At 57.3% G+C, this 26,654-nt stretch carries 25 protein-coding genes and 1 other RNA gene; 12 read left to right on the forward strand and 14 right to left on the reverse strand.

What is annotated here, in order from left to right; genetic code table 11:
• Positions 1-327 precede the first annotated feature (327 nt).
• The 4 genes from murI to rpsA all read left to right on the forward strand — a co-directional run bounded on the left by murI (position 328) and on the right by rpsA (position 5,119).
• A complete protein-coding gene (gene murI, locus HNQ81_RS06705) occupies positions 328-1,110 on the forward strand; it encodes a glutamate racemase (protein WP_183349585.1) in 783 nt (260 codons plus the stop codon).
• Positions 1,107-1,832 (forward strand): LolA family protein, encoded by a 726-nt coding sequence (locus HNQ81_RS06710; protein WP_183349587.1) that lies wholly within the window; start codon positions 1,107-1,109, stop codon positions 1,830-1,832. Before murI ends, HNQ81_RS06710 begins: the two co-directional genes overlap by 4 nt.
• Positions 1,829-3,631 (forward strand): RiPP maturation radical SAM C-methyltransferase, encoded by a 1,803-nt coding sequence (locus HNQ81_RS06715; RefSeq protein ID WP_183349589.1) that lies wholly within the window; start codon positions 1,829-1,831, stop codon positions 3,629-3,631. The genes HNQ81_RS06710 and HNQ81_RS06715 overlap by 4 nt, the downstream gene beginning before the upstream one ends.
• Before the next feature lie 285 nt (positions 3,632-3,916).
• The gene (gene rpsA / locus HNQ81_RS06720; protein ID WP_183349591.1) at positions 3,917-5,119 is read left to right on the forward strand and encodes a 30S ribosomal protein S1; all 1,203 of its coding nucleotides are present in this window, start codon (positions 3,917-3,919) and stop codon (positions 5,117-5,119) included.
• A 52-nt stretch (positions 5,120-5,171) separates the two neighbouring features.
• Here rpsA and rlmB read toward each other — a convergent pair whose 3' ends face one another.
• From rlmB to HNQ81_RS06750, 6 genes are all read right to left on the reverse strand, one after another.
• The gene (gene rlmB / locus HNQ81_RS06725; protein WP_183349593.1) at positions 5,172-5,984 is read right to left on the reverse strand and encodes a 23S rRNA (guanosine(2251)-2'-O)-methyltransferase RlmB; all 813 of its coding nucleotides are present in this window, start codon (positions 5,982-5,984) and stop codon (positions 5,172-5,174) included.
• Positions 5,981-6,592, reverse strand: coding sequence for a guanylate kinase (gmk, locus tag HNQ81_RS06730; protein WP_205240154.1), 612 nt, complete (start codon positions 6,590-6,592; stop codon positions 5,981-5,983). Before gmk ends, rlmB begins: the two co-directional genes overlap by 4 nt.
• Entirely contained in the window at positions 6,592-6,888 is a 297-nt protein-coding gene (locus HNQ81_RS06735) for a DUF370 domain-containing protein (RefSeq protein WP_183349597.1), read from the reverse strand. The genes gmk and HNQ81_RS06735 overlap by 1 nt, the downstream gene beginning before the upstream one ends.
• Positions 6,889-6,943: 55 nt before the next feature.
• Positions 6,944-7,825 carry a YicC/YloC family endoribonuclease gene (locus HNQ81_RS06740; RefSeq protein ID WP_183349599.1) on the reverse strand — a complete coding sequence of 294 codons (882 nt, stop codon included), beginning with the start codon at positions 7,823-7,825 and terminating at the stop codon, positions 6,944-6,946.
• 105 nt (positions 7,826-7,930) lie between these two features.
• The gene (locus tag HNQ81_RS06745; protein WP_183349601.1) at positions 7,931-8,458 is read right to left on the reverse strand and encodes an OmpH/Skp family outer membrane protein; all 528 of its coding nucleotides are present in this window, start codon (positions 8,456-8,458) and stop codon (positions 7,931-7,933) included.
• A gap of 57 nt (positions 8,459-8,515) precedes the next feature.
• Entirely contained in the window at positions 8,516-9,016 is a 501-nt protein-coding gene (locus HNQ81_RS06750) for an OmpA family protein (RefSeq protein ID WP_183349603.1), read from the reverse strand.
• A 306-nt stretch (positions 9,017-9,322) separates the two neighbouring features.
• Here HNQ81_RS06750 and glgP point away from each other — a divergent pair, with 306 nt between their 5' ends.
• The 4 genes from glgP to HNQ81_RS06770 all read left to right on the forward strand — a co-directional run bounded on the left by glgP (position 9,323) and on the right by HNQ81_RS06770 (position 13,920).
• The gene (gene glgP, locus HNQ81_RS06755) at positions 9,323-11,527 is read left to right on the forward strand and encodes an alpha-glucan family phosphorylase (protein ID WP_183349605.1); all 2,205 of its coding nucleotides are present in this window, start codon (positions 9,323-9,325) and stop codon (positions 11,525-11,527) included.
• Between the two features lie 92 nt (positions 11,528-11,619).
• On the forward strand, positions 11,620-12,045 hold the full coding sequence (locus HNQ81_RS06760) for a hypothetical protein (protein WP_183349608.1): 426 nt from the start codon (positions 11,620-11,622) through the stop codon (positions 12,043-12,045).
• Positions 12,042-13,361, forward strand: coding sequence for a radical SAM protein (locus HNQ81_RS06765; protein ID WP_205240153.1), 1,320 nt, complete (start codon positions 12,042-12,044; stop codon positions 13,359-13,361). Before HNQ81_RS06760 ends, HNQ81_RS06765 begins: the two co-directional genes overlap by 4 nt.
• A gap of 142 nt (positions 13,362-13,503) precedes the next feature.
• Entirely contained in the window at positions 13,504-13,920 is a 417-nt protein-coding gene (locus tag HNQ81_RS06770) for a Fur family transcriptional regulator (protein ID WP_183349610.1), read from the forward strand.
• Positions 13,921-14,034: 114 nt separating this feature from the next.
• Here the strand turns inward: HNQ81_RS06770 and tyrS are convergent, their stop codons facing one another.
• From tyrS to HNQ81_RS06800, 6 genes are all read right to left on the reverse strand, one after another.
• Positions 14,035-15,246, reverse strand: coding sequence for a tyrosine--tRNA ligase (tyrS, locus tag HNQ81_RS06775; RefSeq protein ID WP_183349612.1), 1,212 nt, complete (start codon positions 15,244-15,246; stop codon positions 14,035-14,037).
• 39 nt (positions 15,247-15,285) lie between these two features.
• Positions 15,286-16,851 carry a ribonuclease Y gene (rny, locus tag HNQ81_RS06780; protein ID WP_183349614.1) on the reverse strand — a complete coding sequence of 522 codons (1,566 nt, stop codon included), beginning with the start codon at positions 16,849-16,851 and terminating at the stop codon, positions 15,286-15,288.
• Between the two features lie 617 nt (positions 16,852-17,468).
• Positions 17,469-17,642: non-coding RNA, 6S RNA (ssrS, locus tag HNQ81_RS06785), on the reverse strand.
• 147 nt (positions 17,643-17,789) lie between these two features.
• Positions 17,790-18,089, reverse strand: coding sequence for a cell division protein ZapA (locus HNQ81_RS06790; RefSeq protein ID WP_240191599.1), 300 nt, complete (start codon positions 18,087-18,089; stop codon positions 17,790-17,792).
• A gap of 60 nt (positions 18,090-18,149) precedes the next feature.
• Positions 18,150-18,488 (reverse strand): hypothetical protein, encoded by a 339-nt coding sequence (locus HNQ81_RS06795; RefSeq protein ID WP_183349616.1) that lies wholly within the window; start codon positions 18,486-18,488, stop codon positions 18,150-18,152.
• A 151-nt stretch (positions 18,489-18,639) separates the two neighbouring features.
• Positions 18,640-19,125 (reverse strand): NUDIX hydrolase, encoded by a 486-nt coding sequence (locus HNQ81_RS06800; protein ID WP_183349618.1) that lies wholly within the window; start codon positions 19,123-19,125, stop codon positions 18,640-18,642.
• A 126-nt stretch (positions 19,126-19,251) separates the two neighbouring features.
• On the opposite strand from HNQ81_RS06800, the gene HNQ81_RS06805 reads away from it, so the two are divergent.
• The 4 genes from HNQ81_RS06805 to HNQ81_RS06820 all read left to right on the forward strand — a co-directional run bounded on the left by HNQ81_RS06805 (position 19,252) and on the right by HNQ81_RS06820 (position 25,434).
• A complete protein-coding gene (locus tag HNQ81_RS06805; protein WP_183349620.1) occupies positions 19,252-20,961 on the forward strand; it encodes a lytic transglycosylase domain-containing protein in 1,710 nt (569 codons plus the stop codon).
• Positions 20,962-21,147: 186 nt separating this feature from the next.
• The gene (locus HNQ81_RS06810) at positions 21,148-21,513 is read left to right on the forward strand and encodes a molybdenum cofactor biosynthesis protein MoaE (protein ID WP_183349622.1); all 366 of its coding nucleotides are present in this window, start codon (positions 21,148-21,150) and stop codon (positions 21,511-21,513) included.
• Positions 21,514-21,557: 44 nt separating this feature from the next.
• Complete coding sequence (locus tag HNQ81_RS06815) at positions 21,558-22,808, forward strand: YihY/virulence factor BrkB family protein (RefSeq protein WP_183349624.1); 1,251 nt, start codon at positions 21,558-21,560, stop codon at positions 22,806-22,808.
• 226 nt (positions 22,809-23,034) lie between these two features.
• A complete protein-coding gene (locus tag HNQ81_RS06820; protein WP_183349626.1) occupies positions 23,035-25,434 on the forward strand; it encodes a sigma 54-interacting transcriptional regulator in 2,400 nt (799 codons plus the stop codon).
• Between the two features lie 76 nt (positions 25,435-25,510).
• On the opposite strand, the gene HNQ81_RS06825 is transcribed toward HNQ81_RS06820, so the two are convergent.
• Positions 25,511-25,972 (reverse strand): MerR family transcriptional regulator, encoded by a 462-nt coding sequence (locus HNQ81_RS06825; protein ID WP_205240152.1) that lies wholly within the window; start codon positions 25,970-25,972, stop codon positions 25,511-25,513.
• Positions 25,973-26,074: 102 nt separating this feature from the next.
• The coding region (gene nrfD, locus HNQ81_RS06830) for an NrfD/PsrC family molybdoenzyme membrane anchor subunit (protein WP_183349628.1) at positions 26,075-26,654 on the reverse strand (580 nt) is incomplete at its 5' end.

A 26,654-nucleotide genomic window follows, 5' to 3' on the forward strand; every position in this document is an offset into this window, starting at 1 on the left:
CCTTGACTATGGTTGCACGGACCTACGGTCCGATTCAGATTGTACAGCCGCCCCCTCTGCCTGGAGTCGGCCCCCTTCCGAAACTGGAGCTAAAATAATTCTCCCTCCCGCCGCTGTCAACAGCCAGTGGAAATGGGACGGGAAAAATCATCCCTCGCACCGATGCCCCTCGGGCCGACCTGCCCGGATTCCCGCAGGCAGCCTGATCGAAAACGGCCTGCTTGTCGTTTCGGTTCTTTTCTGGTATAGCTAGCCTTCATTGTTATTATTTCCGCAGCATCTCCCGCTACCGCTTGCAGCGGTTCCATCCTTCTTCCACTGACATTCATGATTGGCATCTTCGATTCAGGCATCGGCGGCATGACCGTGGCCAGGGCTGTCGAGCAGCTCCTGCCCGATCATTCCATCCTCTATCTCGGCGATATCGCCAGGACCCCATACGGGACCAAGAGCGCGGAGACAATTATCGACTATTCCCTGCGCAATACCGAATTCCTGCTTCAAAAGGGATCGAACCTCATCGTCATCGCCTGCAACACCGCATCGAGTGTTGCCACCGAACGTCTCCGCCAGGAGTTCAACGTGCCGATCATCGAGGTCGTTACGCCGGCAGTCCAGGCGGTCCTTGCCCGCAGCCGCACCGGCCGCGTCGGCATTATCGGCACCAGAGCGACTGTCAGGAGCAACATCTACGAGCGGTCGATCACCGCTCTGGACCCGCAGTTCAAGGTGTTCTCCCTGGCCTGCCCGCTTCTCGTGCCGCTGGTCGAAGAAGGCTGGATCAACAAGCGCGAGACCAAGATGATCCTCCGCCGCTACCTCCATCCGTTGAAGGACAAACAGATCGACACCCTCGTCCTCGGCTGCACCCATTACCCGCTGCTGACGAACCTGATCCAGCCGCGTATCGGCAACCGGGTCAACCTCGTCGATTCTTCCATCGAGACGGCTCACTACCTGCAGCGCTTTCTCGCCGACCATCCCGGCATCGTCAGGAAAAACGGCGATCAACCGGCAACCCGCAGATATTTCGTCACCGATCTGACCGAGTCGGCGCAGCAGGTCGCCGCCAAAATCTTCAACCGTCCATTGGAGCTCGAGCTTGTATGAAGCCGTTTCACGCCAGCTGTCACATCGTCCTCCTCGCCTTCCTGCTCCTGGTCCTTCCTTCCGCCCGACCGGCACTGGCCCAGGTGGAGACCAACTTCCCCGACCCGCCCGGCACGGTCGCAGCCCGACTGCAGGAGCGCTACGACGCGATGCGCAGTCTCTCCTTCTCGTTCGTCCAATCGACCGAAGGCCAGATGGCCGGCCGGCCGCGCGAGGGCAGCGGCAGGGCGGTCTTTCTCAAGACCTCGGGGGCGAAGCGGATGCGCTGGGACTACGACAGCCCGGAAAGGCAGGTACTCGTCAGCGACGGCACGACTTTTTCGATGTATTTCGAGAATCTGCACCAGATGATCGTCTCGCCGGCAAAGGTCATCGAGGAGGATATGACCTATTCATTTTTTACCGGCACCGGCAAACTGACCGATAACTTCGCCATCCTCGGTCCCAACAAGAATATCGTCGATACCGAATACCGGGATCTGCGGGTCATCCAGCTGGTTCCCAGGTCCTCCGAATCACAGGTACAGGACATCCACCTGTGGATCGGCGCCGATTCACTGATCCGGCGCCTCGAGATCCGCGATCAGTTCGACACCCTGACCGTCCTGACCCTCAATCATATCGAAGAGAACTCGCTCGACGGTAAGGATGAGCAGGCCCTGTCCGCCCTGTTCACCTTCAGCCCACCGGAAGACACCGAGATCATCCACCAGAACGAATGACCGCCTCCGCCTCATATTTCCGGGCGACACTGATCTCGATGCCCTGGGCCCTGTTCAACCGGCCATCCCTCCAGCTCGCCGCCCTGAAGGCCTATGTCGAACAGGAGATGGAGGCGGAGATCACGACCGCCCACCCCTTCCTGCAGATCGCCGCCGCTATCGGCATCGATGTGTACCGGCGAATTTCGGAAACCAGCTGGGCCGGCGAAGCCCTGTTCGCCCCGCTGATCTTTCCCGGACAGCGGAGCAAGACGCGCCGGCTGTTCAGGGAAAGTCTCCGTCAGAGTGGAGTCGCCGGAAACCTTCCCGACTATGACGAGCTCGTCTCCACGATCGACGCGGCCTGCCGCAGCTGGTTGGCCCGCCAGGATTTTTCCGCCTGCCGGCTGCTCGGTTTTTCCGTCTGCTTCGGCCAGCTGCTGTCGTCGCTCCATCTCGCCCGCCTGATCAGGGAACAAGGTTTCAGCGCCCCGATCGTCTTCGGCGGCTCGTCCTGCAGCGGGACGGTCGGCCAGGCGCTGCTGCGTCACTTTCCCCAGATCGATTACATCGTCGACGGCGAAGGAGAACGGCCTCTCCTCGGTCTCTGCGCTTTCATCGCCGGCAAACATGACGGCCTGCCGGAGCACGTCATCGGCCGAACCACTCTTCCCACTATCCCCTGTCATCAGCTGGAAAATCTCGATCTGTTGCCGATCCCTGATTTTCGCCCCTACTTCACCGAGATCAAAACGGTATTTCCCGAGCTTCCCTTCATCCCGGTACTGCCGCTGGAATTTTCCAGGGGCTGCTGGTGGAACCGCTGCGCCTTCTGCAACCTCAACCTCCAATGGCAGGGCTACCGGCACAAGAGTGCCCCGAGGATGATCGCCGAGGTCGAGACTCAGTCCCAGGCGCACAGGTGCCTCGATTTCTTCTTCACCGACAACGCCCTGCCACCCCGGGAATCCGACCAGTTCTTCCGCCACCAGGGACAGGCCGCACGGGATCGCCGCTTCTTCGCCGAAATCCGGGGCACGACCGGCCGGGACCAGCTGGCCATTTACCGCAGCGGCGGGCTGCACGCCATCCAGGTCGGGATCGAAGCACTGTCCAACTCTTTGCTGCAAAAAATGGCCAAGGGACTGACGGTCATCGACAACATCGCGGTCATCAGGGACAGCGCCGCCGCCGGGATCGTCCTCGACGGCAATCTCATCCTCGAATTTCCCGGCAGTACGGCCGAGGAAGTCGCCGAGACCATCGCCAACCTCGACTTTCTCCTTCCCTTCAGACCGCTGGCCAAGGCCGTCTTCTTCCTCGGGCATGGCTCACCGGTCTGTCGCGACCCGCGCACCTTCGGCATTTTCGGCCTGGCGCCGGAACACAGGTATCGTGCTCTCCTGCCTGCTGAAATAGCTCAGGATGTCGGCATGCTCACCATGGATTACCGCGGCGGCCGCCGCCACCAGCGGCGACTCTGGCGCCCCGTCGCCGACCGGATCGCGGTTTGGCGTGAATTTCACCGCAACCGGCCCCACCCCGGTCAACCGGCCCTGAGCTATCGGGATGGCGGCGAGTTCCTGATCATCCGTCAGGAACGGGTCGACGGCCCGCCCCTCCATCATCGCCTGCATGGACGCTCCCGCGAAATCTATCTCTACTGTCGCCAGATCAGAACCAGAGCCGATATTCAGCAGAGGTTCCATCCGCTGTCGGTCTCGGCCCTCGACGCGTTTCTCGGCGATCTGCACCGCAAACGCCTGCTGTTCCAGGCTGGCGAACAGGTCCTGGCCCTGGCGATCCGCCATTCCCCTTGAACCACCTGCATCCGGAAGCCGAGCGGAGAGAGATGTCAGTCTCCTGCGGACATCAGCCCCCACATCAGGTACAATGAAAACAAAGCAGGCATGGCACGAGATATATTCCTGGAGCGGCAGGACAGGATCAAAGGCAGGTAGCGGGGAGATATCAACCTGACTCGCCCCGATACCGGCTCAATGCCGTTACGGAGCTTCCCTTCCCTGGCGGCGACAGCGTTCACCCGCTGCCCGTCCATGCAGGAAGGGGAATACCACCAATCAGCAGCACTCAACAGGTATAACATGAGCACGACAGACGACAGCTTTGCAGACCTCTTCAACCAGGAAGAAAAAAAACAGTTACGGCGCATCGCCCCCGGCCAGAAGATCACGGCGACCATCGTCGGTATCAGCGGCGAATCGGTCTTTCTCGATGTCGGCGGCAAGAGCGAAGGGGTCATGAACACCTCCGAGATCACCGACAGTTCGGGGCAACCGACCAAGGCCGTGGGCGACACGATCGAGGTTTATTTCCTCAAGAGCCGGTCAGGTGAAAGTCTCTTCACCCGCCGTATCGGCTCCGGTTCCGACGCCGATCACCTCGAGGAGGCATGGCGCAGCGCCATCCCGGTCGAGGGCCTGGTGAAGGAGGAGATCAAGGGCGGTTTCGAAATCACCCTCGGCAGCAATGTCCGGGCATTCTGTCCCTACTCCCAGATCAGCCTGCGCCGCAGCAGCGATCCGGCCGGAGAGTTCATCGGCGCCCGTCTGCCATTCCGGATTACCCGTTTTGAGGAAGGCGGCAGGAATATCGTCGTCTCGGCCCGGGCCATCCAGGAAGAGGAACGGGCTGAACGACGGGAGGAATTGATCAATACCCTGGAGGAAGGGCAGACCGTTGAAGGAACCGTCACCTCCCTTCGCGACTTCGGGGCCTTTGTCGACATCGGCGGCGTCGATGCCCTGATCCCGATCTCGGAGATCGGCTGGAGCCGTGTCGACAACATTGCCGAGCACGTCAGCATCGGCCAGCTCGTCAAGGTCGTCATCAAATCCCTTGACTGGGGCAGGGACCGGATCTCCGTCAGCCTGCGCCAGGCGATGGCCGATCCCTGGGAAACCATCCCGTTGCAGTTCCCGGAAGGGTCGACACAGCACGGCCGGGTCGCCCGTCTTGCCCCCTTCGGCGCCTTCGTCACCCTGGCCCCCGGGATCGACGGCCTCATCCATATCTCCAGACTCGGTGGCGGCCGCAGGATCCATCACCCCCGCGAGGTGCTGGAAGAAGGCCAGGAAATCGAGGTCAAGGTCGAATCGCTCGATCCGGCCGGCCGCAAGATGAGCCTGGCCCCGGCGGACTATGTCTCGCCCGAGAGCCTCGAGGCAAATGAGCAGGGGGAGTACCGCAGATTCGTGGAAAAGAGCGGCAGGGAGTCGGCGGAGACGAGAACCGGCAGCCTCGGCGATCTGCTGAAGGCCAAGCTGGCGGAGAAAAAAAGACGTTGAGCAAGCGGCCGTGAGCCGGCGGACGGAGGGCCTTCTTGTTCCTGGGGACGGATCAGACAGGGCCTTCGTTCTGCCGCATCGCCTCGAACAGAATGACCGCAGCCGCGACCGAGCTGTTCAGGGAGTCGAGGGTGCCGGCCATCGGGATCGAGATCACAATATCACACTCGCGACGGACCAGGGGCCGGATGCCTTCCCCCTCACTGCCGACGACGACGCATGCCGGCAGGCGAAAATCGGTGGCATAGAGGGACTGGGCCGTCGAATCCTTGACGGCGCCGAACACCCACGCTCCCGCCTCTTTGACCTTCTTCAGGGCGGCGACCAGGTTGGTGACCTGGCAGATGTCGATGTGCGAGACCGCCCCGGCCGAAGCCTTGACGGCGGTACCGCCAAGCGGGGCGGAGCGCTCGCGGGTCAGGATAACCCCGATCGCCCCCGAGGCCAGGGCCGAGCGGATAATCGCCCCGAGATTATGCGGGTCCTGCAGCGAATCGCAGGCGACAAGGCGCGGCCTCTCGCCCTGGCGCACCCGGGCGGCAAAGCGCTGCAGCAGTTCATCGAACGGCAGCAGCGCTGTCTGAATGGTGCGGGCCACTACACCCTGATGCCGGATATCTCCGGCACCATCGCCAACCAGACGCAAGGACTGGACAAAGATCGTCTTGATCCCCTTTTCCCGCGCCATCCCGATAATTTCTTCTATCTTGCCACTGCGTTTTTCCCGGTGCAGGATGATCTCCACCACGCGTTCGGGTTCTCGTTGCAGGGCCTCCACAACAGGATGCACCCCCCAGATCAGATCGTCGCTCAGCCTGATCCGCTTTTCCGCTCCCTGCAGCTGTATCTTCTTCTGGTTTCTCATAAATCCAGGTGCAGCCCTATATGTCTGCCGTCAGGACGGCGGTGGGCCCTGGCCCGTTCGGCGAGGATGATGGCCCGCAGCATTTCCGACGCCTCGCCAAGGTTGTCGTTGACGATGAGATACTGGTATTCCCCCGCCTGTTGCATCTCGAGCCGGGCGGTGTGAAGCCGGGTTCGCACCTTTTCCTCGCTCTCTGTCCCCCGACCGCGCAGACGCCGCTCCAACTCCTGCAGACTGGGCGGGATGATGAAGATATGGGAGGCATCGAGGCCGCTGACCTGGCGGACGGCCGCAGCCCCCTGGACATCGATATCAAGAATGACATCGAGCCCCTGTTGCAGGCGACCGTCAATCTCCCGCCGGCTTGTACCGTAATAATTGCCGTAGACATTCGCCCACTCGAGAAACACGCCGCTGTCGCGCATGGCCAGAAACTCATGCTGATCAACGAAGTGATAATCGATCCCGTTCCGTTCCCCGCCCCTCGGCAATCTGGTCGTGTGCGACACGGAAAAGGCGAGACCGGTAATGCCGGCCATGACCCGGCGCAACAGCGTCGTCTTGCCGGTCCCCGACGGGGCGGAGATGACAAACAGTCTGCCGCCCATCACAGTTCCGTCTCACCCGGTTTGTCAGCAGCGGCAAGCCCGGCCAGATGATAACTCGGCTGCATCGTCTGGATGCGCTGACTGATGGTGTCGGGCTGTACCGAAGAGAGGATGATATGGTTTGAATCCATCACCAGGATCGACCTGGTCCTCCTGCCTTCGGTTACATCGACCAGTTTTCCCTCGGATTTCGCCTGCTCCTTCAGCTTCCTGGCCGGCGACGATCCGGTGTTGATCACCGCCACTATCCGCTCGATCATGACGGTGTTGCCAAAACCGATATTCAACAACTGCATCCTGTCCTCCTCATCCCTTCAACGTTGCTCTGCAATCAAGGATCCGCCTTACACGCTATTCGATGTTCTGGATCTGCTCCCGCATCTTTTCCAGTTCGCTCTTCAGTTCGACCGTCAGGTGGGCAACGCCGGGATCGTTGATCTTCGATGCCAGCGTATTGACTTCCCGAAGAAATTCCTGTACCAGAAAATCGAGTTTACGTCCCACCGCCGCTTTTTCCTTGAGAAAGGCGAGAAACTGCCCGATATGGCAGCGCAACCGGACAATCTCTTCGGTCACATCGGTCTTGTCGGCCAGAATCGCCACTTCCTGGGCCAACCGGGCAGGATCGAGCTGAACCTGGCCGAGCAATTTTTCCAGCCTCTCCTCCAGGGTCCGCTGACGTTGCTGCAGGAGGCTGGGAATGGCCGTTTCAATGATCCCGACCGTGGCGGCGAACTGGTTGAGCCTGGACTCGAGGTCATCTCTGAGGACCTGCCCCTCCTGCAATCGCATCTCGTCGCAACGATCGAGTGCCTCCCGCACCACGGTCTCGAGTTGAAGCCAGACAGCCTCCGGATCTTCATTTTCCTGTTCACGGGCCAAGACATCCGGCATCGATGCAATCTGGCTGACAGTGATCTGATCAGAGAGTTCCAAGGCCGCACAAATCTCGGCCAGAGCATGGTGGTAGGAACGGGCGAGATCCAGATTCACCTTCACCTGCTTGAGATCCGCACCCTCGCCACTGATATTGACGACAAGATCGACTCGCCCCCGCTGCAATTTTAACGACAGCAACTTGCGGAGCGGTTCCTCAAACATCGTGCAGTTCTTGGGTAGCCGAGTCTTGAGATCGAAATAGCGATTATTGACACAGCGAAGCTCGGCAATCCAGGTTCTGCCTTCGGACTTCACTTCTCCCCGGCCGAACCCGGTCATGCTTTTGATCGACATACTCCCCTCACGACAATTCCAGAAACAACAAAACGATGCAAGAGAACCTCCCCTTGCATCGTTTCAGTACGACACACTTGAAAAGCCTGATGGCATGAACCGCTGCTACTTGCCCATGCTTTTGTTCAACTCCTTGATGATGATATCACTGATATCGATCGCCGGGTTGTGATAAATTACACCGTTTTTGCTATCGAGAATGGCGGTATACCCGTTTTTCTCGCCATATTTCACAACTACACCCTCGAGGGCCTTCAGAATCGGCTCCAACTCCTTGTCCTGAAGCTGTTTCAGCTCGAAACGCGCATCCTCGGTTTTGGCCTGCAGTTCGCGCTTCATCTTCTGGAAATCACGAATTTTTGCCGACTTCGTCTCTTCGCTCCAGGCTGAGCTTTTCTTCTCTATTTCCTTCTGGAGGGCTACCAGGGTGTCTTCCTCGCCTTTGAACCTCCCCTGCAGTTCCTTCATTTTCTGATCGAAACGGACCTTTCCGGTTTTCCCCGCTTCGCACTGGACGATAATTTTCTGTACGTTCATGACACCGATCTTCATCTCGGCGGCCTGAACACCGTCAGCGAAATATCCAGTGAGCATGAAGAACATGCTGACGATCAACAACTTTTTCAACACCATTGCCTTCTCCACAATCAGATTGACCTCTCAGCCTGGACCGCTGTTAAGCGTTGTCAGTTATTCAACGATGACAAAATCGTCACGCCGGTTCTGAGCCCAGGACATCTCATCCTCGCCGTGCAGCAGGAGACGCTCTTCACCGTAGCTGACGGTGGTCAGCTTTGCTTCCGCAACGCCGAGATCGAGGAGAGCCTTTTTGGCGCTCATGGCACGTCTCTCACCAAGGGCCATGTTGTACTCGTTGGTGCCGCGCGGATCGCAGTTACCTTCGATACGGACGTTGACGGTGCCCTTGTTGATGAAATCGGCATTCAGCTGAATGCGGGATGTCTGGTCGGCCCGGATGGCAGACTCATCAAAATCAAAGTAGACTGGCAGCATACCCTCAGAGGTGCGACCCTCGGAGATGCCGGTGCCCTTGGAGTCGAGCGACTCTTCCGGAGCAGCGGCATCCGTCTTCATCGCTGCATCCGTGTCAGCTTTCTTACCGCAACCTGTCAGTGCCAGTACAGACACGCACAGCAATGCGGGCACTACGACCTGTAATCTCTTCATCATGACGAAACCTCCTAAGTTCGATATGATAGTGGATAAAAAATGGCGGACAGTCCGAATAAAAAAACCCCTCCAGTGCACACCACTGGCAAGGCCCATTTTTTTCACTAATGCGCTATATACAAAGGATGCTCTTCAAAATTCAAGCACAATCTACAGTGTCCGAACGACCCGATCGAAAAAAACAGCTGTACTTCTCATTCCTCTGTCATACTATTACCGGGCGCATCTGGATGTCAAACGCTATGTTCCAATTTGTCACCGGGTTTTGACCCACTCTCGTAATTTTCATGAGCACAATAGGACACCATGAACTCGACACGACCCATCGCTACCGATCAGCTGAAAAAAGAAATGCTCGCCACCAGCCCGATCGGTACATTTTTCGGAATCAGCCAGAGAACATTCGACCATGTCTGGGGCCAACTCACCGATCCGGCCGGCAATTCCGTCGTTTATATCTCCATGGAAATCGGAGCCGACCCGGATGTCTACAGCCCCATCCGCGCTAGACTGGCGAATATCACAGACAGCCATCAGATCACCGATAGCCGATTGCTCGATTTTTACAACACATTCGTCCATGGTCCGCAAAAGATCCCCACCTACAGTGGCGGCCTCGGCATCCTCGCCGGCGATACGCTGAAGAGTTACGCCGACTGTCACCTGCCGGTGATTGCCGTCAGTCTGCTGTATCGCCAAGGCTATTTCGCCCAATACGTCGATTCTCAACTGGGCCAGATCTCGCAGACCGTCGACTGGCACCCGGAGTCGACCCCGGGACTCTACCTGCTGCAGAATCCCGACAACCCTGAGATGCCGCTGCAGATTGAAGTCCCCTTTCTCAACGAATATGGTCAGGAGACCGTTGCGACCGCCCAGGTGTGGATGAAAATGGAGGTCAGCTGCGATCTCGATTTTTTTGTCCCGGAAATCCTTCTTGATTTTTATCGTTCCGAAACCCCGAGCCTGATCCGCAACGCCGCATCGCAGCTTTACAACGCCGAATCTTCGATGATCAAGGCGATGCAGCGCCGCATGCTCGGAATCGGGATCATGCCGGCCCTGCGGGCGCTCGGGGTTACTTCGAAGACCTTCCACCTCAACGAACAGCATGGTGTTGTCGTTGCCATACAACTCATCGTCGACGAATTGACCAATATCCTGCAGCACCCGCAAATAGAACTGGCGAGCGACGAGCAGGTCTTCGAGGCGGCCAGGATCGTATCGCAACGACTCGTCTACACGATCCATACTCCCGTGAAGGCCGGCCACGATCGCTTCAACAAATCGCTGTATGCCGGTATCAGTGAAAAATCCTGCCAGCGTATTCTCGATCTGCTCGCCCATGACGAGGACAGTCCGCATTCGTACAATTTCACCCAATTGGCCATGCATGTCAATCGTTCGGCCAATAGCGTCAGTCGGTTGCACCGCGACGTCACCTGCCGGCAATTCCCGCAATTCGCCGGCAAGATTTCGGCAATCACCAACGGTGTCCATCACCTGACCTGGATAAGCGACGAACGGGCAAAGGTTTTTGATGCCACACCGCTGCTCTCCGGCTGGCGCCACAACCCCGGGGTGTTTGCCCGGGCAGCGGAGATCATCGACGACACCGATTTCAGGGAGAGACTGAGTTCGGCCTGGGAGGCCGACTCAAAGACCCTTATCGACGCTGTCAACCGAATGTTGATCCTCCATCGCACCCAGATGAGCATGACCTGGATCGACCCCCCGAATTACCTCTCGACTCGTGTTGACGCCGACAGCAGCCTGAAACCGGAAGTCTTCACCGTCGGCTTTGCCCGTCGGTTCTCGACCTACAAGCGTGCTGATCTGATCTTCAACGATATCGAACAGCTCTGCCGGATCTCGGTCGACAACAACTGGCCGATCAATTTTCTGTTCGCCGGCAAGGCCCATCCGGCCGACGAACCGGGCAAGACCGTCATCAAGAATCTGCTCAACCACCAGGAAGAACTGTACCGCAAGAGCGGCGGGCTGGTGAATCTCGTGTTCATCCCCAATTACGACATGCACATCGCCAGAAAACTGGTAGCCGGGGTGCATTGCTGGCTCAACAGCCCCAAAAGACCACTCGAGGCATCGGGGACCAGCGGCATGAAGGCGGCGATGAACGGCGTCCCCAATGTGTCGATCATGGATGGGTGGTGGGTGGAAGGATACCACGACGGCGCCACCGGCTGGAAATTCGGCCACGAAGGCCCGATTGACAACGCCAGCCTCTCCGAATCCCGGGAAGAACTCCTCTACTTCGAAGACTCGACCTCATTTTATTCGCTGCTGCCATTGATTCTCAGTGCCTTTTATGACAACAATAGATCAAAGGTTTTTCTCGACAAGGGCATCAACAACCTGCTGCTCAACATTCCCATTTTCAATACGCACAGGATGGCGGCGGAATACCTGCAGCGATATGATCTGAAGCTGCCTGTCGATCAGGCCCTGGAAATGAAGCACTTCGCCCAACTTTACAGTAGTGATATTTAGCTTTTCAGTTTATATAAAACGGTTTACCCATCGGCATCAACGCCTGATCCATCCCGGTCCCGGCCGGAAAACATACAATTCTGGAGACGTTCATGGCCAAAGCCCATATCAGTTCCACCCGAGCAACCGACAAGACCATACGTGCAATAGACCGCAAGAGAGAACAGGAACGGCGGAAAATGTTCCATCAGGCCAAGGATAACGCCGAACCCCTGGCCGCCAAGCTGGTGCAACGGCTCCTCGACCGGGAGATCATTGAAACCTCGTCGATCCAGCGCATTCGTGAAAATCTCGAGGAGCAGCTCAAACAACTGGGCTATATCGATGAATTCGAACTGCAGATGAAGGTCGCGCCGATCAGGACCATTGCCCAGGACCCGAATATCGTCAGTCTGTATATCACCCAGTACATTGTCGAAGATCTTATCAATCACCCGGACATCCAGGATGTATTCGGCGATGACCTCGATATTTACCTTGCCGTCGATTCCGTTTTCAGGGTGCTCCGCTCCTCGTGATCCACCCTGATTCCATCCCCTCTCTGGTCTTTGCCGACAGCCAAGGCTCCATTATAGATTATCCACCGCTGAACATGGCCGGCATGAGCAACGGCCATTTTGTCATCCCCGAACGTACCGATCTCATCCCCCTGCCGAAAGGAAGCGAACTGTTCGTGCTCCCGGGCCGCCTACCGGTCGCATCCGACCCCGTGACGTCGGAACCGCTGCTGCTGGAGGACGATCCATTCGAACCCGGCAAACCGATCCAGGCGGTGGCAGCCTTCTTGGCCCCGGCCCACACCTCGATTCTTACCGCCGCCTTCCAGACCGCCGACAATGCGACGACACTCCCTCTCTTCGCCTACACCGCCGTCGGATGGTACAAGGGACGCTTCTGGGTTGCCGCCTTTCGCAGCGATCCCGACAAACGGCAGGACAGCGATCAGTTCACCCAGTCCACCGTCGCCACCAGGACTCGGCGAAAACTGAAACAGTATCCGGATAACCGGCTGATCCAGCATCTGGGCAAATGCTGCCTGGTCTACGGCTGCCCCGCCGCCCGCAACTATTTCCTCGGCCGCTGGGAGGCCCCGATCCCGACCTCGCCATCCTGCAACGCCCGCTGTGTCGGCTGCATATCATTGCAATCATCGGGGTGCTGCCCATCGACCCAGGACAGGATCACCTTCGTCCCCTCGCCGAAAGAGATCAGCATGATGGCGATCGATCACCTCAACCAGGCCCCGAAACCCATCGTCAGTTTCGGCCAGGGATGCGAGGGGGAGCCCCTGCTCCAGGCCGACACCATTGCTGAGGCAATCCGGCTGATCAGGCAGGAAACGAGCAAGGGAACGATCAATCTCAACTCGAATTCCAGCCTGCCGCAGGCCCTGGAAAAACTGGTCGACGCCGGACTCGACAGCCTTCGGGTCAGCCTGAATTCGGCTCAGGAACACTACTACACCAGATATTACCGGCCAAACGGCTATGCCTTTACCGATGTACAGAGTTCAATCCGCCTGATGAAGAACGCTGGTCGCTTTGTCTCGCTGAATTACTTCATCCTTCCCGGCCTGAGTGATTCCGTGCCGGAATTTGAAGCCCTGTGCACCCTTATCGCCTCCTGCCGCCCTGACATGATCCAGTTGCGCAATCTCAATATGGACCCGGAATGGTACCTCAGGACCATCGGCCTTCCACCCTCCGAAACGGCTATGGGCTTACACTCCTGGCTCAAGGCACTGAAAAAGGAATTTCCCGGCCTCAGATTCGGATATTTCAACCCTTTCCTGGCCACGGCAGAGTCAGGCCTCACTGGCGGCAACCGCCGCTGAAAACCGTGGCGTATTCAGCTGGATAGAGATTGAAGTCCACCAGCGGGCTGCAGTTTATTGTTGAATTATTGCTGATATGGGATAATATGCCAAGTAATAAGATTTATCATTTTCCTTCAGCCATCTACCACTCGAAACGACCATGGACCAACTTCCCAGCATGCGGTTGACGACCCAGAGACAGATAATCCTCGAGGAACTCGCCAAAGTCACATCCCATCCGACGGCAAATGAGGTGTACGATATGGTGCGCAAGCGGCTGCCCCGGATCGGCTTGGGGACCGTCTACAGAAATCTGGAATTGATGGCCGACAGCGGCGTCATCCTCAAGTTGGAGGTTGGCGGAACCCAGAAACGTTTCGATGCCACCGTTTACCCGCACTATCATATCCGCTGTTCACAATGCGGCAAGGTCGATGATATCAATATCCCGGTCCAACCCCATATCAACGATGCCGCTGCCGTTGCCAGCAGCTATGAAGTGATCGGGCACCATATTGAATTTACGGGAGTTTGCAGTGATTGCCAGCGCCACTTGAAGGATCCGTCCCTCAACTGAGGAGAAGGTTCCCGGAAGATCCCGGGCCGGCATCCATTTCATTGAATCTCCACAAAAAAAGGGTGGGAGGCGTCAAGCCTCTCACCCTTTATATTTTGTGCCGATCAACTTGGTTCAGGAAAAGAAAACCCGGCAGAACCGTCGTTTCCCCACTTTCACCAGGATCTTGCCTGCAGCCTGGACTTTGAGCCCTTGCTCGCCGACCCTTTCGCCATCAAGGCTGACGGCGCCCTGTTGAATCATCCGTCGGCCATCCGAAGTCGAGGTTACCAGACCGGCATCGACGAGAAGCTGCGGCACCCAGATGTCACCATTCGCCGCCAGCCGAACCTCGGGGATGACATCGGGTAGCCCTCCTTTCTGGAAGACTTTTTCAAAATTCTCTTCCGCCGTCAGGGCCGCCGCCGGAGAATGGAATCGAGCCGTCAGCTCACGGGCGAGCTGTTTCTTTATCTCCTTAGGATGAGCTTCGCCGCTGGCAACCTTCGCTTTCAGGGCGACGATCTCCGCCCGGCTCAGATCGCTGAGCAGATCGTAATACCGGAACATCAGTACGTCGGAAATCGACAGGACCTTGCCGTAGATGCTGTCGGCAGACTCGGTGATACCGATATAGTTGCCAAGGGATTTACTCATCTTATTGACACCGTCGAGACCTTCAAGCAACGGCAGAGTCAGGACCACCTGCGGCTCCTGCCCTCGTGACCGCTGCAGGTCCCTGCCCATCAGGACGTTGAACAGCTGGTCGGTTCCTCCCAGTTCGACATCGGCCTGCAACGCCACCGAATCATAGCCCTGGATCAGCGGATACAGAAATTCATGGATCGAGATCGGCATGCCGGTCTCAAATCGGGTCCGGAAATCCTCGCGCTCGAACATCCGCGCCACGGTCAACTCCGAGGCCAGCCGGATCATGTCATAGGAGTCGAGCTTGCCGAGCCAGGTGCTGTTGAACACGACCTGGGTTCTTTCGGGATCGAGGATCTTGAACACCTGCTCCTTATAGCTTTCGGCGTTTGCGGCGACCTGCTCGACAGTCAGGGCCTTTCTGGTCTCCGATTTACCGGTCGGGTCACCGATCATCCCGGTAAAATCACCGATCAGAAAATAGATATCATGACCAAGATCCTGAAAATGCTTCAGCTTCTGCAGTAAAACCGTATGACCGAGATGCAGGTCCGGGGCCGTTGGATCAAAACCGGCCTTGATTTTCAAAGGGATCCCGGTCTGCGCCGATTTTTCGAGTTTTTTGACGAGTTCCTCGCGAGAGATGCAGTCGACGACCCCCCGCTCAATCAAGGCAATCTGTTCATCTATAGAAGGCATAAGGCAAACCGCATCCTTTCCTGTAGTTGAGAATATCAATTAGCGGGCGTACTCGACGGCCCGCGTCTCCCGGATCACCGTCACCCGGATTTGTCCCGGGTAGGTCAGCTGCGTCTCGATCGCCTTGGCGATATCCTGGCACAGGAGCATGGCGTCACTGTCCTTGATCTTTTTCGAATCAACGATAATCCGCAGATCCCGTCCGGCCTGGATGGCATAGGATTTTTCTACGCCGTTGAAGCCATTGGCAATGTTTTCGAGGTCCTCCAGACGCTTGACATAGCTCTGAAGCATCTCCTTCCGGGCGCCGGGACGGGCGCCGGACAGGGCGTCGGCCGATTGGACGAGGATGTCGAGGACACTCTGCGGCGGCAGGTCTTCGTGGTGAGCGCCGATGGCATAGACCACCTCTTCCGGCTCCCCGTATTTTTTGGCAAGGTCACGGCCGATAATCGCATGCGATCCTTCGACTTCATGATCGACGGCCTTGCCGATATCGTGCAGCAGACCGGCCCGTTTCGCCATCTTCACATCGAGGCCGAGTTCCGCCGCCATAATCCCACAGAGGAAGGCGACTTCGAGGGAATGCTGGAGCACATTCTGGCCATAGCTCGTCCGATACTTCAGACGCCCGAGGATATTGATGAGTTCAACATGGACCCCGTGGGCGCCGACATCGAAGGTCGCCTGCTCACCCGCCTCACGGATGGTGATTTCGAGTTCCTTGGTGACCTTGGCGACGACCTCTTCGATCCGGCCGGGGTGGATGCGCCCGTCACTGATCAACTGCAGCAGCGCCAGGCGGGCGATTTCCCGCCGCACCGGATTGAAACCGGAAAGAATAACCGCCTCGGGGGTGTCATCGATGATGATATCGATTCCGGTGGCCGCCTCGATCGCCCTGATATTGCGGCCTTCCCGACCGATGATCCGCCCCTTCATCTCGTCGTTGGGCAGAGGCACCATCGACACCGTCTTGTCGGCAACATAATCGCCTGCATACCTGGAGATGGCCAGGGCGAGGATGTTTTTCCCCTTCCGGTCGGCCTCCATCTTCATTTCGTTCTCGATCTTGGCCAATCGCTTGGCGGCATCCATCCGGGCCTCGCTTTCCAGCGAGTCCATCAGCATCTTTTTCGCCTCCTCCTGGCTGATTCCGGCAATTCTCGCCATCTCGTACCGCTGCTTATCGACCAGCTGATCGATATCCTTGAGTTTGGACTCTATTTGAGCCTCCTGCTGCCGCAGCTTCTTTTCACCGGCTAACAGTTCGGCATGCTTGGCGTCATAGCCTTCCCACTCGTGCTTCAATGCCTCGCGTTTCTTGTTGAGCTGCCGCATCTCGTCCTTCAGCTCATCCCGCTCGGCCTTGAGTTCCTGCTCCAGCGCCTGTTTGACCTGGTAGGCCTCTTCCTTGCTCTGGAGCAGGGCCTCTTTTTTCAGCTGTTCCGCCTCGACAATGGCATTTTCGATGATCTGTTTACTCTGGGCCCTGATATTGCTCTGGTGCCCTTCGACAAAGCGCTTTCGCAAAAAGATTCCTGCAACGAGACCGGCAGCGATACCAAGACAGACAAAGACAATGGGGTGATAGAGTATACCCATGGAAATACGATCCTTTATTGGGGACCGGCGTGACGGGGAGGGAGAAAACGGGGACAACCAGATAAGAAAAAAATCAAGGAAGAGAGGGGGGACGATCAGGCGGACGTCAAGATACCTGCAATCCGTTCAGCTCGTTTGCAGCCCGGAATGAAAAATATCAAAATCGCAGCTCTTCTTCAGCCATAACGATCAATCGGTATCGATGCAGAACCATCGACAACCCGATCCGGCAAGGCCTCAAAAGGGTGACGAATCCTTTTGACCGCATCACAGGATGTCCCACTTCAGATTATCATCAAACCTGCATGGGAGGGATCATGCAACAAACCCATGCCCAAATGTAATCTCAAGGAAATCATGTGAACATGTGACAGTTCCCTAACTCAACATCCCACACACGGGATGTCACTTTCATGCGCCATGTTCTCGATCCGGCACACGAGAAGATATTGTATAAAAAGCAACTCTGCTTCCTGATTTCAGTTGAGCCCGCTTTCCGGCGTTCCCGCCGCCAATCATTGTTTTCTGGAGCAAACGCGTCACCGGCGGAGAAGCCCGATAGACCACCGCATGGATCCAGAATATATTCAAACAGGACGTTCTATCCTGATGGAAATGATTTCCCCACACTGCCGTGTCTGCGAGACAGTTAAACCTAATAAATTAGGTGGGCAGCTTCGTGCCAGCTTCAGGAAATTCGCGAACGATTTTCCATCATCTACCAGTGGAAGTACCCTTTTAATGACAGTTGGCTCAACACACACCACAGATCACCAACAGCGCAGGGAAATACCTAACTACCGTGTCTTCAAGACACGAAACCAGATGAAAATTTCAATACTGCTCAGAATTATAATAACTGGAATGCCTTCTCTTACAAAACAAGTATATCAGACTTTAATCCAAACGAAAACATTTTATCCCAAGAGGATCAGTCGTCAGTCCTTCGGCAACCGCGTCTGAACGATCTCATTCAACCGTTTCAGCCTCTCCTCGGTTTCGGTCTGGTAATTCTCATACTCCTGCTGCAACCTCACATGCCGCGACGCGATATTGAGACAGGCCAGGATCGCAACCTTACTGATCGGCAGAGAGCCCTGAGGGCCGCTGACATTCTCCTCGACCAATGCCCTGACCATGGAGAAGACGGCATCCAGTTCAACCTCCGATGCCCCCGTATAAAAGGCGTATTCCTGCCCGAGAAGCCTGAACCGAACTAATCGCTCCAATTCGGTCATGATCCGTTTTGCCTCATCCGCTCATCGCCATCTAAAGCCTGTGATCAGACGGCCTGGAACTCAGTCATTCTCCACTTCCCCTTGAGTCTCGGGACCGACGGAAAACAGATTCCCCTGAGTTCTCCCTTCGGAATTGCCGACAGTTCCGGACGATCCGCCAGAACCGGCGTCGCTCTTTTCCCACTCCTCTATCTGGAGAATCATGCCGCTGACCCTGTTGCCGATTTCGGTTCGCTCCGATTCGAGCAGAGCCACATTTTCCCTAAGTTCTTCTATAATTCCATCACGTTCATAGATATCCTGGGTCAGCCCCTCGTTTACCTTCTGCAAATCATCATAGCGGGCAATCAGGTTGCTGACAAAATGCTCGAGACGCTCCAACTCGCTTTCCTGCTTCATATATTCTGCTCCTTAGCTATTGACCTTTACAACTGCACATTGATGACGCTGAACTATACCATGCACTCTGATCTCCGCAAGACTTTCCAGAAAGCATCGCCATTTCCTTTCGATCCCGGGAACGGGGTCATGCACCACCTGAGACGACTCTCTATATCCGGGTATAATGCCAGGAAAGCGGCGTCTCGTTGCGGTACGGCATATACCCATGGAAGGCCCGAGGATCGTCATCGAAGACCAGGGGGAGAAAAAACTTATCCCCCTCCCACATCGGCAAGGTGTCGAGAAGGGCGATATCCACCCACGCCAGATCCCCTTCGATATTGGAAGCCTTCGCCTGTCCGGTAAAGGCGTCGATACGGAAAATGAAACCGAACCAGTCCTCTCCATGGGGGCCAAATCCGGTCCAGTTGATCGTGCCCCGCAACACCGCCTTTTCGCAGATGACGCCCGCCTCTTCGTATATTTCCCGGACCAGACACTGGTATATATCCTCGCCCGGCTCCATCTTTCCGCCCAAACCGTTATATTTCCCCAGATGCTGGTCATTCTGCCTGCGATTTCTATGGACAAGCAACGTCTGCCGCCGATCGCTCGAGATGATGTACCCCAGCGTGGCCAATATCGGTGTATACATCCCACCCTCTCATCCTGATTTTTACTCGATTGGTTTTCCGCGTGAATATAAACGAAAAATATTCCGATCCGCCAGATGTTATGATATATATTTCATATCGATTAATTTTTTCCTGGTAAATTGAGCATGAAGAAATCAAACCCAACCGTTGGCACCAGCGTCGCCCATCTTTTCCAGGGCCTTTTCTTCATCATGCTTGGCATGATTGTGTGCATCCCCCTCAATGCCCATGCCTCCTCCGGCAATACGCATTTTCCGCTCTATCCGGCAATCCAGGACAATGTCACGTTCTGGAAGAGTATCTACAGCAGATATTCCCTCAATACCGCCGTCATCCACGACCAGAACGACCTCTCCATCATATACGAGGTCGTGACCAAGATTGACGACTCAGTGCCCGGAGCGGGAAAGGCGAACAAGCTGCTGATCGAGCGGAAAAAAAGACACTACAGCGCCATCCTCAGAAAACTTTCCCGGACCGCTCCCGCCACCGCCGAGGAGCGTCGGATCACGGCAATGTTTTCCGGCAGCAACCGCCAGCAGAGAATGGCCGCGGCCGCCGAGTCGATCAGATCCCAGACTGGCCAGCGGGAACGGTTTTTGGCCGGAGTCATCCGTTCAGGCGCCTATCTGCCAACGATCAAGCAGGTGCTTCGCTCCTACGGCCTGCCCGAAGACCTGGCCTACCTGCCGCACGTCGAATCTTCTTTCAATACCGAGGCATACAGCAAGGTTGGCGCCTCGGGCATCTGGCAATTCACCAAAAGCACCGGCAAAAGCTACCTCCGCATCGACCAGGCCGTCGATGAGCGGAGTGATCCCATCATCGCCGCCCATGCCGCCGCCAAGTACCTGAAGAACAGCTACAGCCAGCTCGGCACTTGGCCGCTGGCGCTGACTTCCTACAATTACGGCACCGCCGGCATGAAACGGGCGCTCAATGAAAAAGGCTCCTATGAGCGGATTTTTGCCGAGTACGACAAAGGGTACTTCAAATTTGCCTCCAGGAATTTCTACTCCGAATTTCTGGCCGCCCTCCAGTGTGCAAAAGAGCTCGAGCGAAAACCCGGGGTCCGCCTGGACCAGCCGCTGCCGACCCGGACCGTCACCCTCAAGGCCAGCGCCGACATCCGCCAGATCAGGAAACATTTCGGGGTTTCGCAGCGTAATCTCGAGCGATTGAATCCGGCCCTGAGGTCAGAGGTTTTGACCGGCAAACGCCAGGTCCCGAAAGGATACGCCCTGCGCCTGCCGGCACCGGCTTCTGCCGTCACGCCGATCATCGCCGCCAAAGGCAAGAGCAGCAACGGATCAGCCCTGACCACAAGAGACACAGTCCACCAGGTTCGGCGGGGGGAAACCCTGACCGCCATCGCCGGAAAATACGGCACTTCCACCCAGGAGCTGGCCCGGATCAACGGGCTCGACTCTTCAGTTATCCGCATCGGTCAGAAGCTCCGGATAACCGACCAACCAGGCACCCTCCAGACAGCAACCGTCGCCGCACCAGTTAAAATACATGCTGCGACAACGAAGTTGACCGGATCCAGATCCAGGCTCGCCGTGCACAAAACCACTATCCATGAAGGCAAACGTTATGGCAAAATCCAGGTTCAACCGGGAGAGTCCCTGAACCTCCTGGCAAAGTGGACGGCGACTCCGACAACCAAACTGCAGCGCCTGAACAACCTCGGGCAGGGGGGCAGAATCAACGCCGGCCGGGACCTGGTTCTGGTCTTCGACAAGGTCTCAGTCAATCATTTCCACCAGAAACGTCAACAATTCCACCTGAAATCCAAGGCTGACGATCTGACATCGGTCAATCCCGCAGGTTAGACCGTCCAACTGAATCAGGACCAGGAAACCGAAGAGGGGGAGAGATGCAACTTCCCCTTGCCGGCCTGTGTTCGCCGTCGGCCCGTGCCGGAGAGGGTTTTCACCGCATCGCCCAACGCCACTGATTTGCGCTCAGTTCCAACGGCCGGCCACCCTGCTGATCGTACATCTTACCGGAACAATACCATGGACATCTCACAGACAATCGCAGAACTGAAAAAACGTCCCGGCTTCAAAGACAATGTCGGCATGATCCTGATCCACAACGGCGTTGTCCGGAACTGGTCGAGAAAGGATCGAGCTGCCGTCGCCGCCCTCGAAGTCACACCCGATTTCGCCAGGATCGAAGAGTTACGGCAGGAGTATCTGGCACGAGAGGGAATCTTCGAGATTATCATCGAAGCGCGGGCAGGCAGCTTCACCCCGGGCGACGATCTTCTCTTCATCATCGTCGCCGGCGACATCCGTGAAAATATCAAACCCGTTCTGGCTGAACTGCTCGACCGGGTCAAAGGCGAAGCGATCAGCAAAAAGGAGATCGCGATTTGCTGATCCTATGGTGTCGGTTCGTAAAATGCTGCAGACGGTGACAGGGCATGAGAACCTTCTTCGGCGGCCTCTATTCCAGGCTCCTCTCCTGGCTTGACGACAGGAACGAGGGGCAGTCGCGGCAGGCATCCGGGCTGCGTCGCATCCTCAGTGTCATCGTCATCACCCTGCGTGAATTTCATCGCAACGATCTCTCCCTGCGGGCCGCCGCCCTGACCCTGACCATTCTCCTTTCCCTCGTCCCGATCCTGGCAATCAGCGCCGCCGTCATCAAGGGGCTCGGCGGCGACAACCACCTGAAACAGCTGGCCTACGACTCCATCGCCATTTTCGGCAGCCAGGAGATGACGGCTGAATCCGACAGCAGGACTGTACCCGCCGATATTTCCTTTCCGGAACACCTGCGTTCGGCGGTGGACAAGATCTTCGCCTATGTCGACCGCACCAACTTCACCACCCTCGGAACTATCGGTACGCTCGCCCTCGTTGTCAGCATCATGCTGGTGCTCCACCAGATCGAGGCGGCGATGAACGTCATATGGCACGTCAAGTCCGGGCGTTCTTTCCTGCGCAAGGTCTCCGATTACATCACTCTGCTCGTGCTGATGCCACTGGCCGTCAATATCGGCTTCGCCGCCAGCGCCTTCATCGAAAGCCCCGAGCTTCTCGCCAGGGTCGATGCCCTGGTCCCGGCACCGTGGCTGCAGGGGCTGCTGCTCAAGGCGATCCCGATATTCTTCATTACCCTGACACTCCATGTCATTTACGTTTTCTTCCCCAACACCCGGGTCAGGACCCTGCCGGCGCTCGCCGGTTCGATACTCGCGGCGATCTGCTGGTTCGGAGCCCAGAGCCTCTTCGTCTCGATGCAGATCGGAGTGTCCCGCTACAACGCCATCTATGGGTCCTTCGCCACTTTGCCGCTCCTCCTACTGTGGATCCAGCTCGTCTGGGTCGTCGTTCTGGCAGGGGCCCAGTTCGCCTTCACCCTGCAAAACAGCGACCGGCTTCAGCTGACCTCATCGGCGGCAGGCCCGGAGCAGCGACTCGGAGCCGCCTTCGCCGTCATGGTCGAAGTGCAGCGGGCCTTTGAACACCAGGAGTTGCTGACCGTGAAGGAACTGGCGGAACATCTCCCCGGTCACCAGGAACCGGCGATCGGGGAAATTACCGGGGATCTGGTCGAGGCCGGACTGATCCACCGCTCGAGCACCGACGGCCGGCTTCTGCCCTGCGCTCCGGCCGATGCCTTCCGACCATCCCGACTGATCGAGCTGATCAACCGGCGACGGCAATAATTCACAACCGACGCCAAAGCCGAACAGTTACCTTGATGAACGCATCGACGGCACATTTCGAGCAAATGCAAAAAATTATATCACACTTATATTGTAATTCCGTAATGTTAAACAACCTTCTGTCGGCGTGACATGCCAACGCCGTTGTTATTTTGGCCCATTCATCCTATGATGGAGGAGTACCCAGGCAACAAACCCACCTGTCCATCCCTGCGGAGACTGCGTCGTGCCGGAAACAGACCTCAACAGTTTCGACGATCTCGAGAGCGGGTATGTCACCGTTGACAGCAACTGGTGCATTACCTCGTTCAACAGAAAGGCCTGCGATATCCTCGGCATCGACGGCAAGGATATCCTCGGCCGCCATTGTCGTGAGATTTTCTACAATGACAAACGCTTCAGCGCCATCTGCTCCCAACTCGAACCGCTGACCAGAAAGAAAGGCAGCAATTCAGTCCAGCTCAATCTCGGCTCCCCGACCACCGGTAAAAAGAGTGCCATCAGCCTGAGGGTCATTACCCTGCCGGGGCAGAACGGCATGATGGTCGGCGCCATCATCAGTTTCGCCGACCTCAGCGAACCGCTGGCTGCCAGCCGCCTGGCCCTGAACAGCATCGCCGAAGGTGTCTTCACCGTCGATCACACCCGCAGAATTACCTCGTTCAACAGTGCCGCGGAAAAGATCACCGGCTGGTCCGAGACAGATGTCATCGGCAAGCCCTGCAAATCGATTTTTCACTCCAGTATCTGCCATTCAACCTGCGCCATCGCCGAATCGATCCTGAAAAAAACCGCCATCGCTGATCGCATGGCCTACATCCTCAGCAAAGAGGGCCATTCCATCCCGGTCAAGGTCAGCGCCGCCCCCCTTGTCGATCTGAGTGACAGAATTGTCGGCTGGGTCGAGACCTTCAGAGATATCACCGACACGCTGCAGCACGAAATGATCCTCGATGCGGTCGCCGACGGCGTCTTCACCGTCGATCCGGAAGGCAGGATCACCTCCTTCAACGCTGCGGCCGAACGGATAACCGGCTGGAAAGGAAGCGAAGTTCTAGGCAAAATCTGTTCCGTCGTGTTCTTTTCGAGTCCCAGTGTCACCAGCTGCGCTCTCGGGGTCAGCATGCGGGAGAAGCGGACCATCGTCGACTACGAAACCTTCATCATCGGCAAGGACGGTTTTTCCATCCCGGTCAGCATCAGCGCCGCTCCCTTCCTCGACCATCGCAACGAGGTCCTCGGTGGCGTGGAAACCTTCAGAGACAACACCTTCCGTCTGCAGAACGAGCTGATCCTCGATTCGGTCGCCGACGGGGTCTTCACCGTCGACCGCAACTGGACCATCACCTCCTTCAATCTGGCGGCGGAACTGATCACCGGCTGGTCTCGGGAGAACGCCGTCGGCAGAAACTGCAGCGAGGTCTTCCAGTCCTCGATCTGCGGCCGCAACTGCGCTATCGCCGAAAGTCTGTACACCGGGAAAGCGGTATCCAACCGCTCCATCACCATCAAGACCCGCATCGGTCTCTCGCGATCGGTAAGCATCAGCGCCGCCCCGCTGGTCGACCACGAAGGCAACGTCGTCGGCGGGGTCGAGACCTTCCGCGACCTCAGCGTCGAGATCAGTCTGCGCCAGCAGCTGAGCAGACGGTATACCTTCGAGCAGATCATCAGCAAGAGCCCGGCGATGCAGCGGCTCTTCGAGATCATGCCGGACATCGCGAGAAGCGAGAGCAACGTCCTGATCCTGGGCGAAAGCGGCACCGGCAAGGAACTGATCGCCAGCGCCCTCTACCACGCCTCGAACCGCAAAGACGGGCCCTTCATCACCGTCAACTGCGGCGCCCTGCCCGACACCCTGCTCGAATCCGAACTTTTCGGCTACAAGGCAGGGGCCTTTACCGACGCCAAAAAAGACAAGGTTGGGCGATTTGCAGCAGCGGAAGGCGGCACACTCTTTCTCGACGAGATCGGCGACATCCCGCAGTCTCTGCAAGTCAAGCTGCTACGGGTGCTGCAGCAGAAAACTTACGAACCGCTCGGTTCCAATACTCCGGTGAAGGCCGATGTCCGGATCATTGCCGCGACCAACAGAGACCTGCCCCAACTGGTGCGGGAAGGCCAGTTCCGCGACGATCTCTATTACCGCCTCAACGTCGTCAACATTTTTCTGCCGCCATTGCGGGAACGGATCGAGGATATCCCGCTGCTGGTCGAGCATTTCGTCAAAAAATTCAGCGCTGAAAAAGGAAAGGACATCGTCGGGGTCTCCGACCAAACGATCGCGCGACTGATGCGCTACTCCTATCACGGAAACATCCGGGAACTGGAGAACATCATTGAGTACGCCTTCATCCTCTGCCCCGGAGGATACATTCAGGAATCGCATCTGCCGGAACATATCGGCACCAGAACCTCTATGGACACTCCGGAACCATTCGGATTGAAAGCCGGTATGACCATGGAGGACATTGAACGGCAGGCGATTTACCAGTCACTCGAACGCAACCAGTGGAAGAGAATGCTCACCTGCCGGGAACTGCAGATTTCTAAGGACACCCTGCGCCGAAAGATCGAGCATTACGGCCTGCATAATCCCTCCGAGCCACAGGAAGGGGAAAAATAGCGGCTAAATACAGACCGGGGCGCCGCTGGGAAGTGGGAACCGGGCTGAACGCGACACGGCGTATCCTGCGACGCCGTCAGCGGGCCTTGCGCTCGGCCTCAGGCTTTGCGGCACTGGCCTCCTGCTGTTCCTTTTCCCGCTCGACCCGTTCTTTCTGCCGGGCGGCCATCTCCGCCGCGGGGTCGCCGGCCACCCTCAGGCTACGCGGCAAGGCCCTGTCGACAACCGCATCGCAATTGCACCAGGTCTCCCGCGGACAGCCGGTGATCTCGTAACAACTGGCGAACTGGAGCAGCTTCTTGATCCCAGGGATCGATATCCCTTCATCGTGGATCAGCGACCGCAGGCAGCCGATCCAGGTGATGTCGTTCTGGGAGTAGAGACGGCGATCACCCACCCGTTCCGGTTTGAGCAGTCCCTCGTCCTCGTAAATGCGTAACGTGCGGGGGTGGACATTGAGCAGCCGCGATGCCACCCCGATGGGGTATACTGGCAGATCATTCCTGATCGGCTCGACACGGGATTTCTTCTTTGTCATACACTCTTCCTCCTGGACACACTCTGCACTGCCCGATCCGTCCCGACAAGCCGGACCGGGCAGTGCAGCGCTATCTGCTGTCGGATCCCGAAACCGCCCCTCTCAGTGGTTCTCCGAGACGTGGCCGCGGAACAGCTTTTCTCCCATCAGGAAGAGCATCAGGCAGAAGGCGACTCCGCCCACCACCACCAGGTTCTCGTGCAATGACGGCGTATAGCTCAGAAACTCCGGATAATCGACCAGACCCATGCCGTGATAGTGCGGCACCAGCTGCCCGACGATCACCAGGTCGTAGCGCATGAAGAAGATCCCCACCATCCCCGCCAGCGACGCCATGAACAGCGCGTTCATGTTCCGGCCCTTCACCAGCATGATGATCACGAACGGCAGCACCATCCCCAGCAGCACCTCGCCGCCCCAGAAGTTCAGGGCATAAGGGCCGCTCACCAGCGACATGATCGCCTCGTACTTGCCCGGAGGATTGCCGCTGACCCCGCTGATCATCTTCCAACTCGTGAAAAAGATGATCACCGCCATCATCAACGCCCCAACCTTGGCCACGCTCTCCATCGACTTCTTCATCTTCTCGCTCATCCGCCAGTTGTTGGCCCGGTAGGCCAGCCAGGTGAAAAAGATGATCGCGATGCAACCCGACATCGCCGCCGAGGTGATGAAGTAGATC

Source organism: Desulfoprunum benzoelyticum (genome assembly GCF_014201505.1).
Classification (GTDB): domain Bacteria; phylum Desulfobacterota; class Desulfobulbia; order Desulfobulbales; family Desulfocapsaceae; genus Desulfoprunum; species Desulfoprunum benzoelyticum.

Bases quoted from the DNA above. Each gene is read 5' to 3' on its own strand.
- HNQ81_RS06800 (WP_183349618.1), bottom strand. From the start codon at position 19,125: ATGTATACACCGATATTGGCCACGCTGGGGTACATCATCTCGAGCGAT.
- rny (WP_183349614.1), bottom strand. From the start codon at position 16,851: ATGGGTATACTCTATCACCCCATTGTCTTTGTCTGTCTTGGTATCGCT.
- HNQ81_RS06715 (WP_183349589.1), top strand. From the start codon at position 1,829: ATGACCGCCTCCGCCTCATATTTCCGGGCGACACTGATCTCGATGCCC.
- gmk (WP_205240154.1), bottom strand. From the start codon at position 6,592: ATGGGCGGCAGACTGTTTGTCATCTCCGCCCCGTCGGGGACCGGCAAG.
- HNQ81_RS06810 (WP_183349622.1), top strand. From the start codon at position 21,148: ATGGACATCTCACAGACAATCGCAGAACTGAAAAAACGTCCCGGCTTC.
- tyrS (WP_183349612.1), bottom strand. From the start codon at position 15,246: ATGCCTTCTATAGATGAACAGATTGCCTTGATTGAGCGGGGGGTCGTC.
- murI (WP_183349585.1), top strand. From the start codon at position 328: ATGATTGGCATCTTCGATTCAGGCATCGGCGGCATGACCGTGGCCAGG.
- HNQ81_RS06815 (WP_183349624.1), top strand. From the start codon at position 21,558: ATGAGAACCTTCTTCGGCGGCCTCTATTCCAGGCTCCTCTCCTGGCTT.
- HNQ81_RS06710 (WP_183349587.1), top strand. From the start codon at position 1,107: ATGAAGCCGTTTCACGCCAGCTGTCACATCGTCCTCCTCGCCTTCCTG.
- HNQ81_RS06750 (WP_183349603.1), bottom strand. From the start codon at position 9,016: ATGATGAAGAGATTACAGGTCGTAGTGCCCGCATTGCTGTGCGTGTCT.
- HNQ81_RS06805 (WP_183349620.1), top strand. From the start codon at position 19,252: ATGAAGAAATCAAACCCAACCGTTGGCACCAGCGTCGCCCATCTTTTC.
- HNQ81_RS06735 (WP_183349597.1), bottom strand. From the start codon at position 6,888: ATGCAGTTGTTGAATATCGGTTTTGGCAACACCGTCATGATCGAGCGG.
- rpsA (WP_183349591.1), top strand. From the start codon at position 3,917: ATGAGCACGACAGACGACAGCTTTGCAGACCTCTTCAACCAGGAAGAA.
- HNQ81_RS06790 (WP_240191599.1), bottom strand. From the start codon at position 18,089: ATGACCGAATTGGAGCGATTAGTTCGGTTCAGGCTTCTCGGGCAGGAA.
- HNQ81_RS06760 (WP_183349608.1), top strand. From the start codon at position 11,620: ATGGCCAAAGCCCATATCAGTTCCACCCGAGCAACCGACAAGACCATA.
- glgP (WP_183349605.1), top strand. From the start codon at position 9,323: ATGAACTCGACACGACCCATCGCTACCGATCAGCTGAAAAAAGAAATG.
- HNQ81_RS06770 (WP_183349610.1), top strand. From the start codon at position 13,504: ATGGACCAACTTCCCAGCATGCGGTTGACGACCCAGAGACAGATAATC.
- HNQ81_RS06740 (WP_183349599.1), bottom strand. From the start codon at position 7,825: ATGTCGATCAAAAGCATGACCGGGTTCGGCCGGGGAGAAGTGAAGTCC.
- rlmB (WP_183349593.1), bottom strand. From the start codon at position 5,984: ATGAGAAACCAGAAGAAGATACAGCTGCAGGGAGCGGAAAAGCGGATC.
- HNQ81_RS06795 (WP_183349616.1), bottom strand. From the start codon at position 18,488: ATGAAGCAGGAAAGCGAGTTGGAGCGTCTCGAGCATTTTGTCAGCAAC.
- HNQ81_RS06825 (WP_205240152.1), bottom strand. From the start codon at position 25,972: ATGACAAAGAAGAAATCCCGTGTCGAGCCGATCAGGAATGATCTGCCA.
- HNQ81_RS06745 (WP_183349601.1), bottom strand. From the start codon at position 8,458: ATGGTGTTGAAAAAGTTGTTGATCGTCAGCATGTTCTTCATGCTCACT.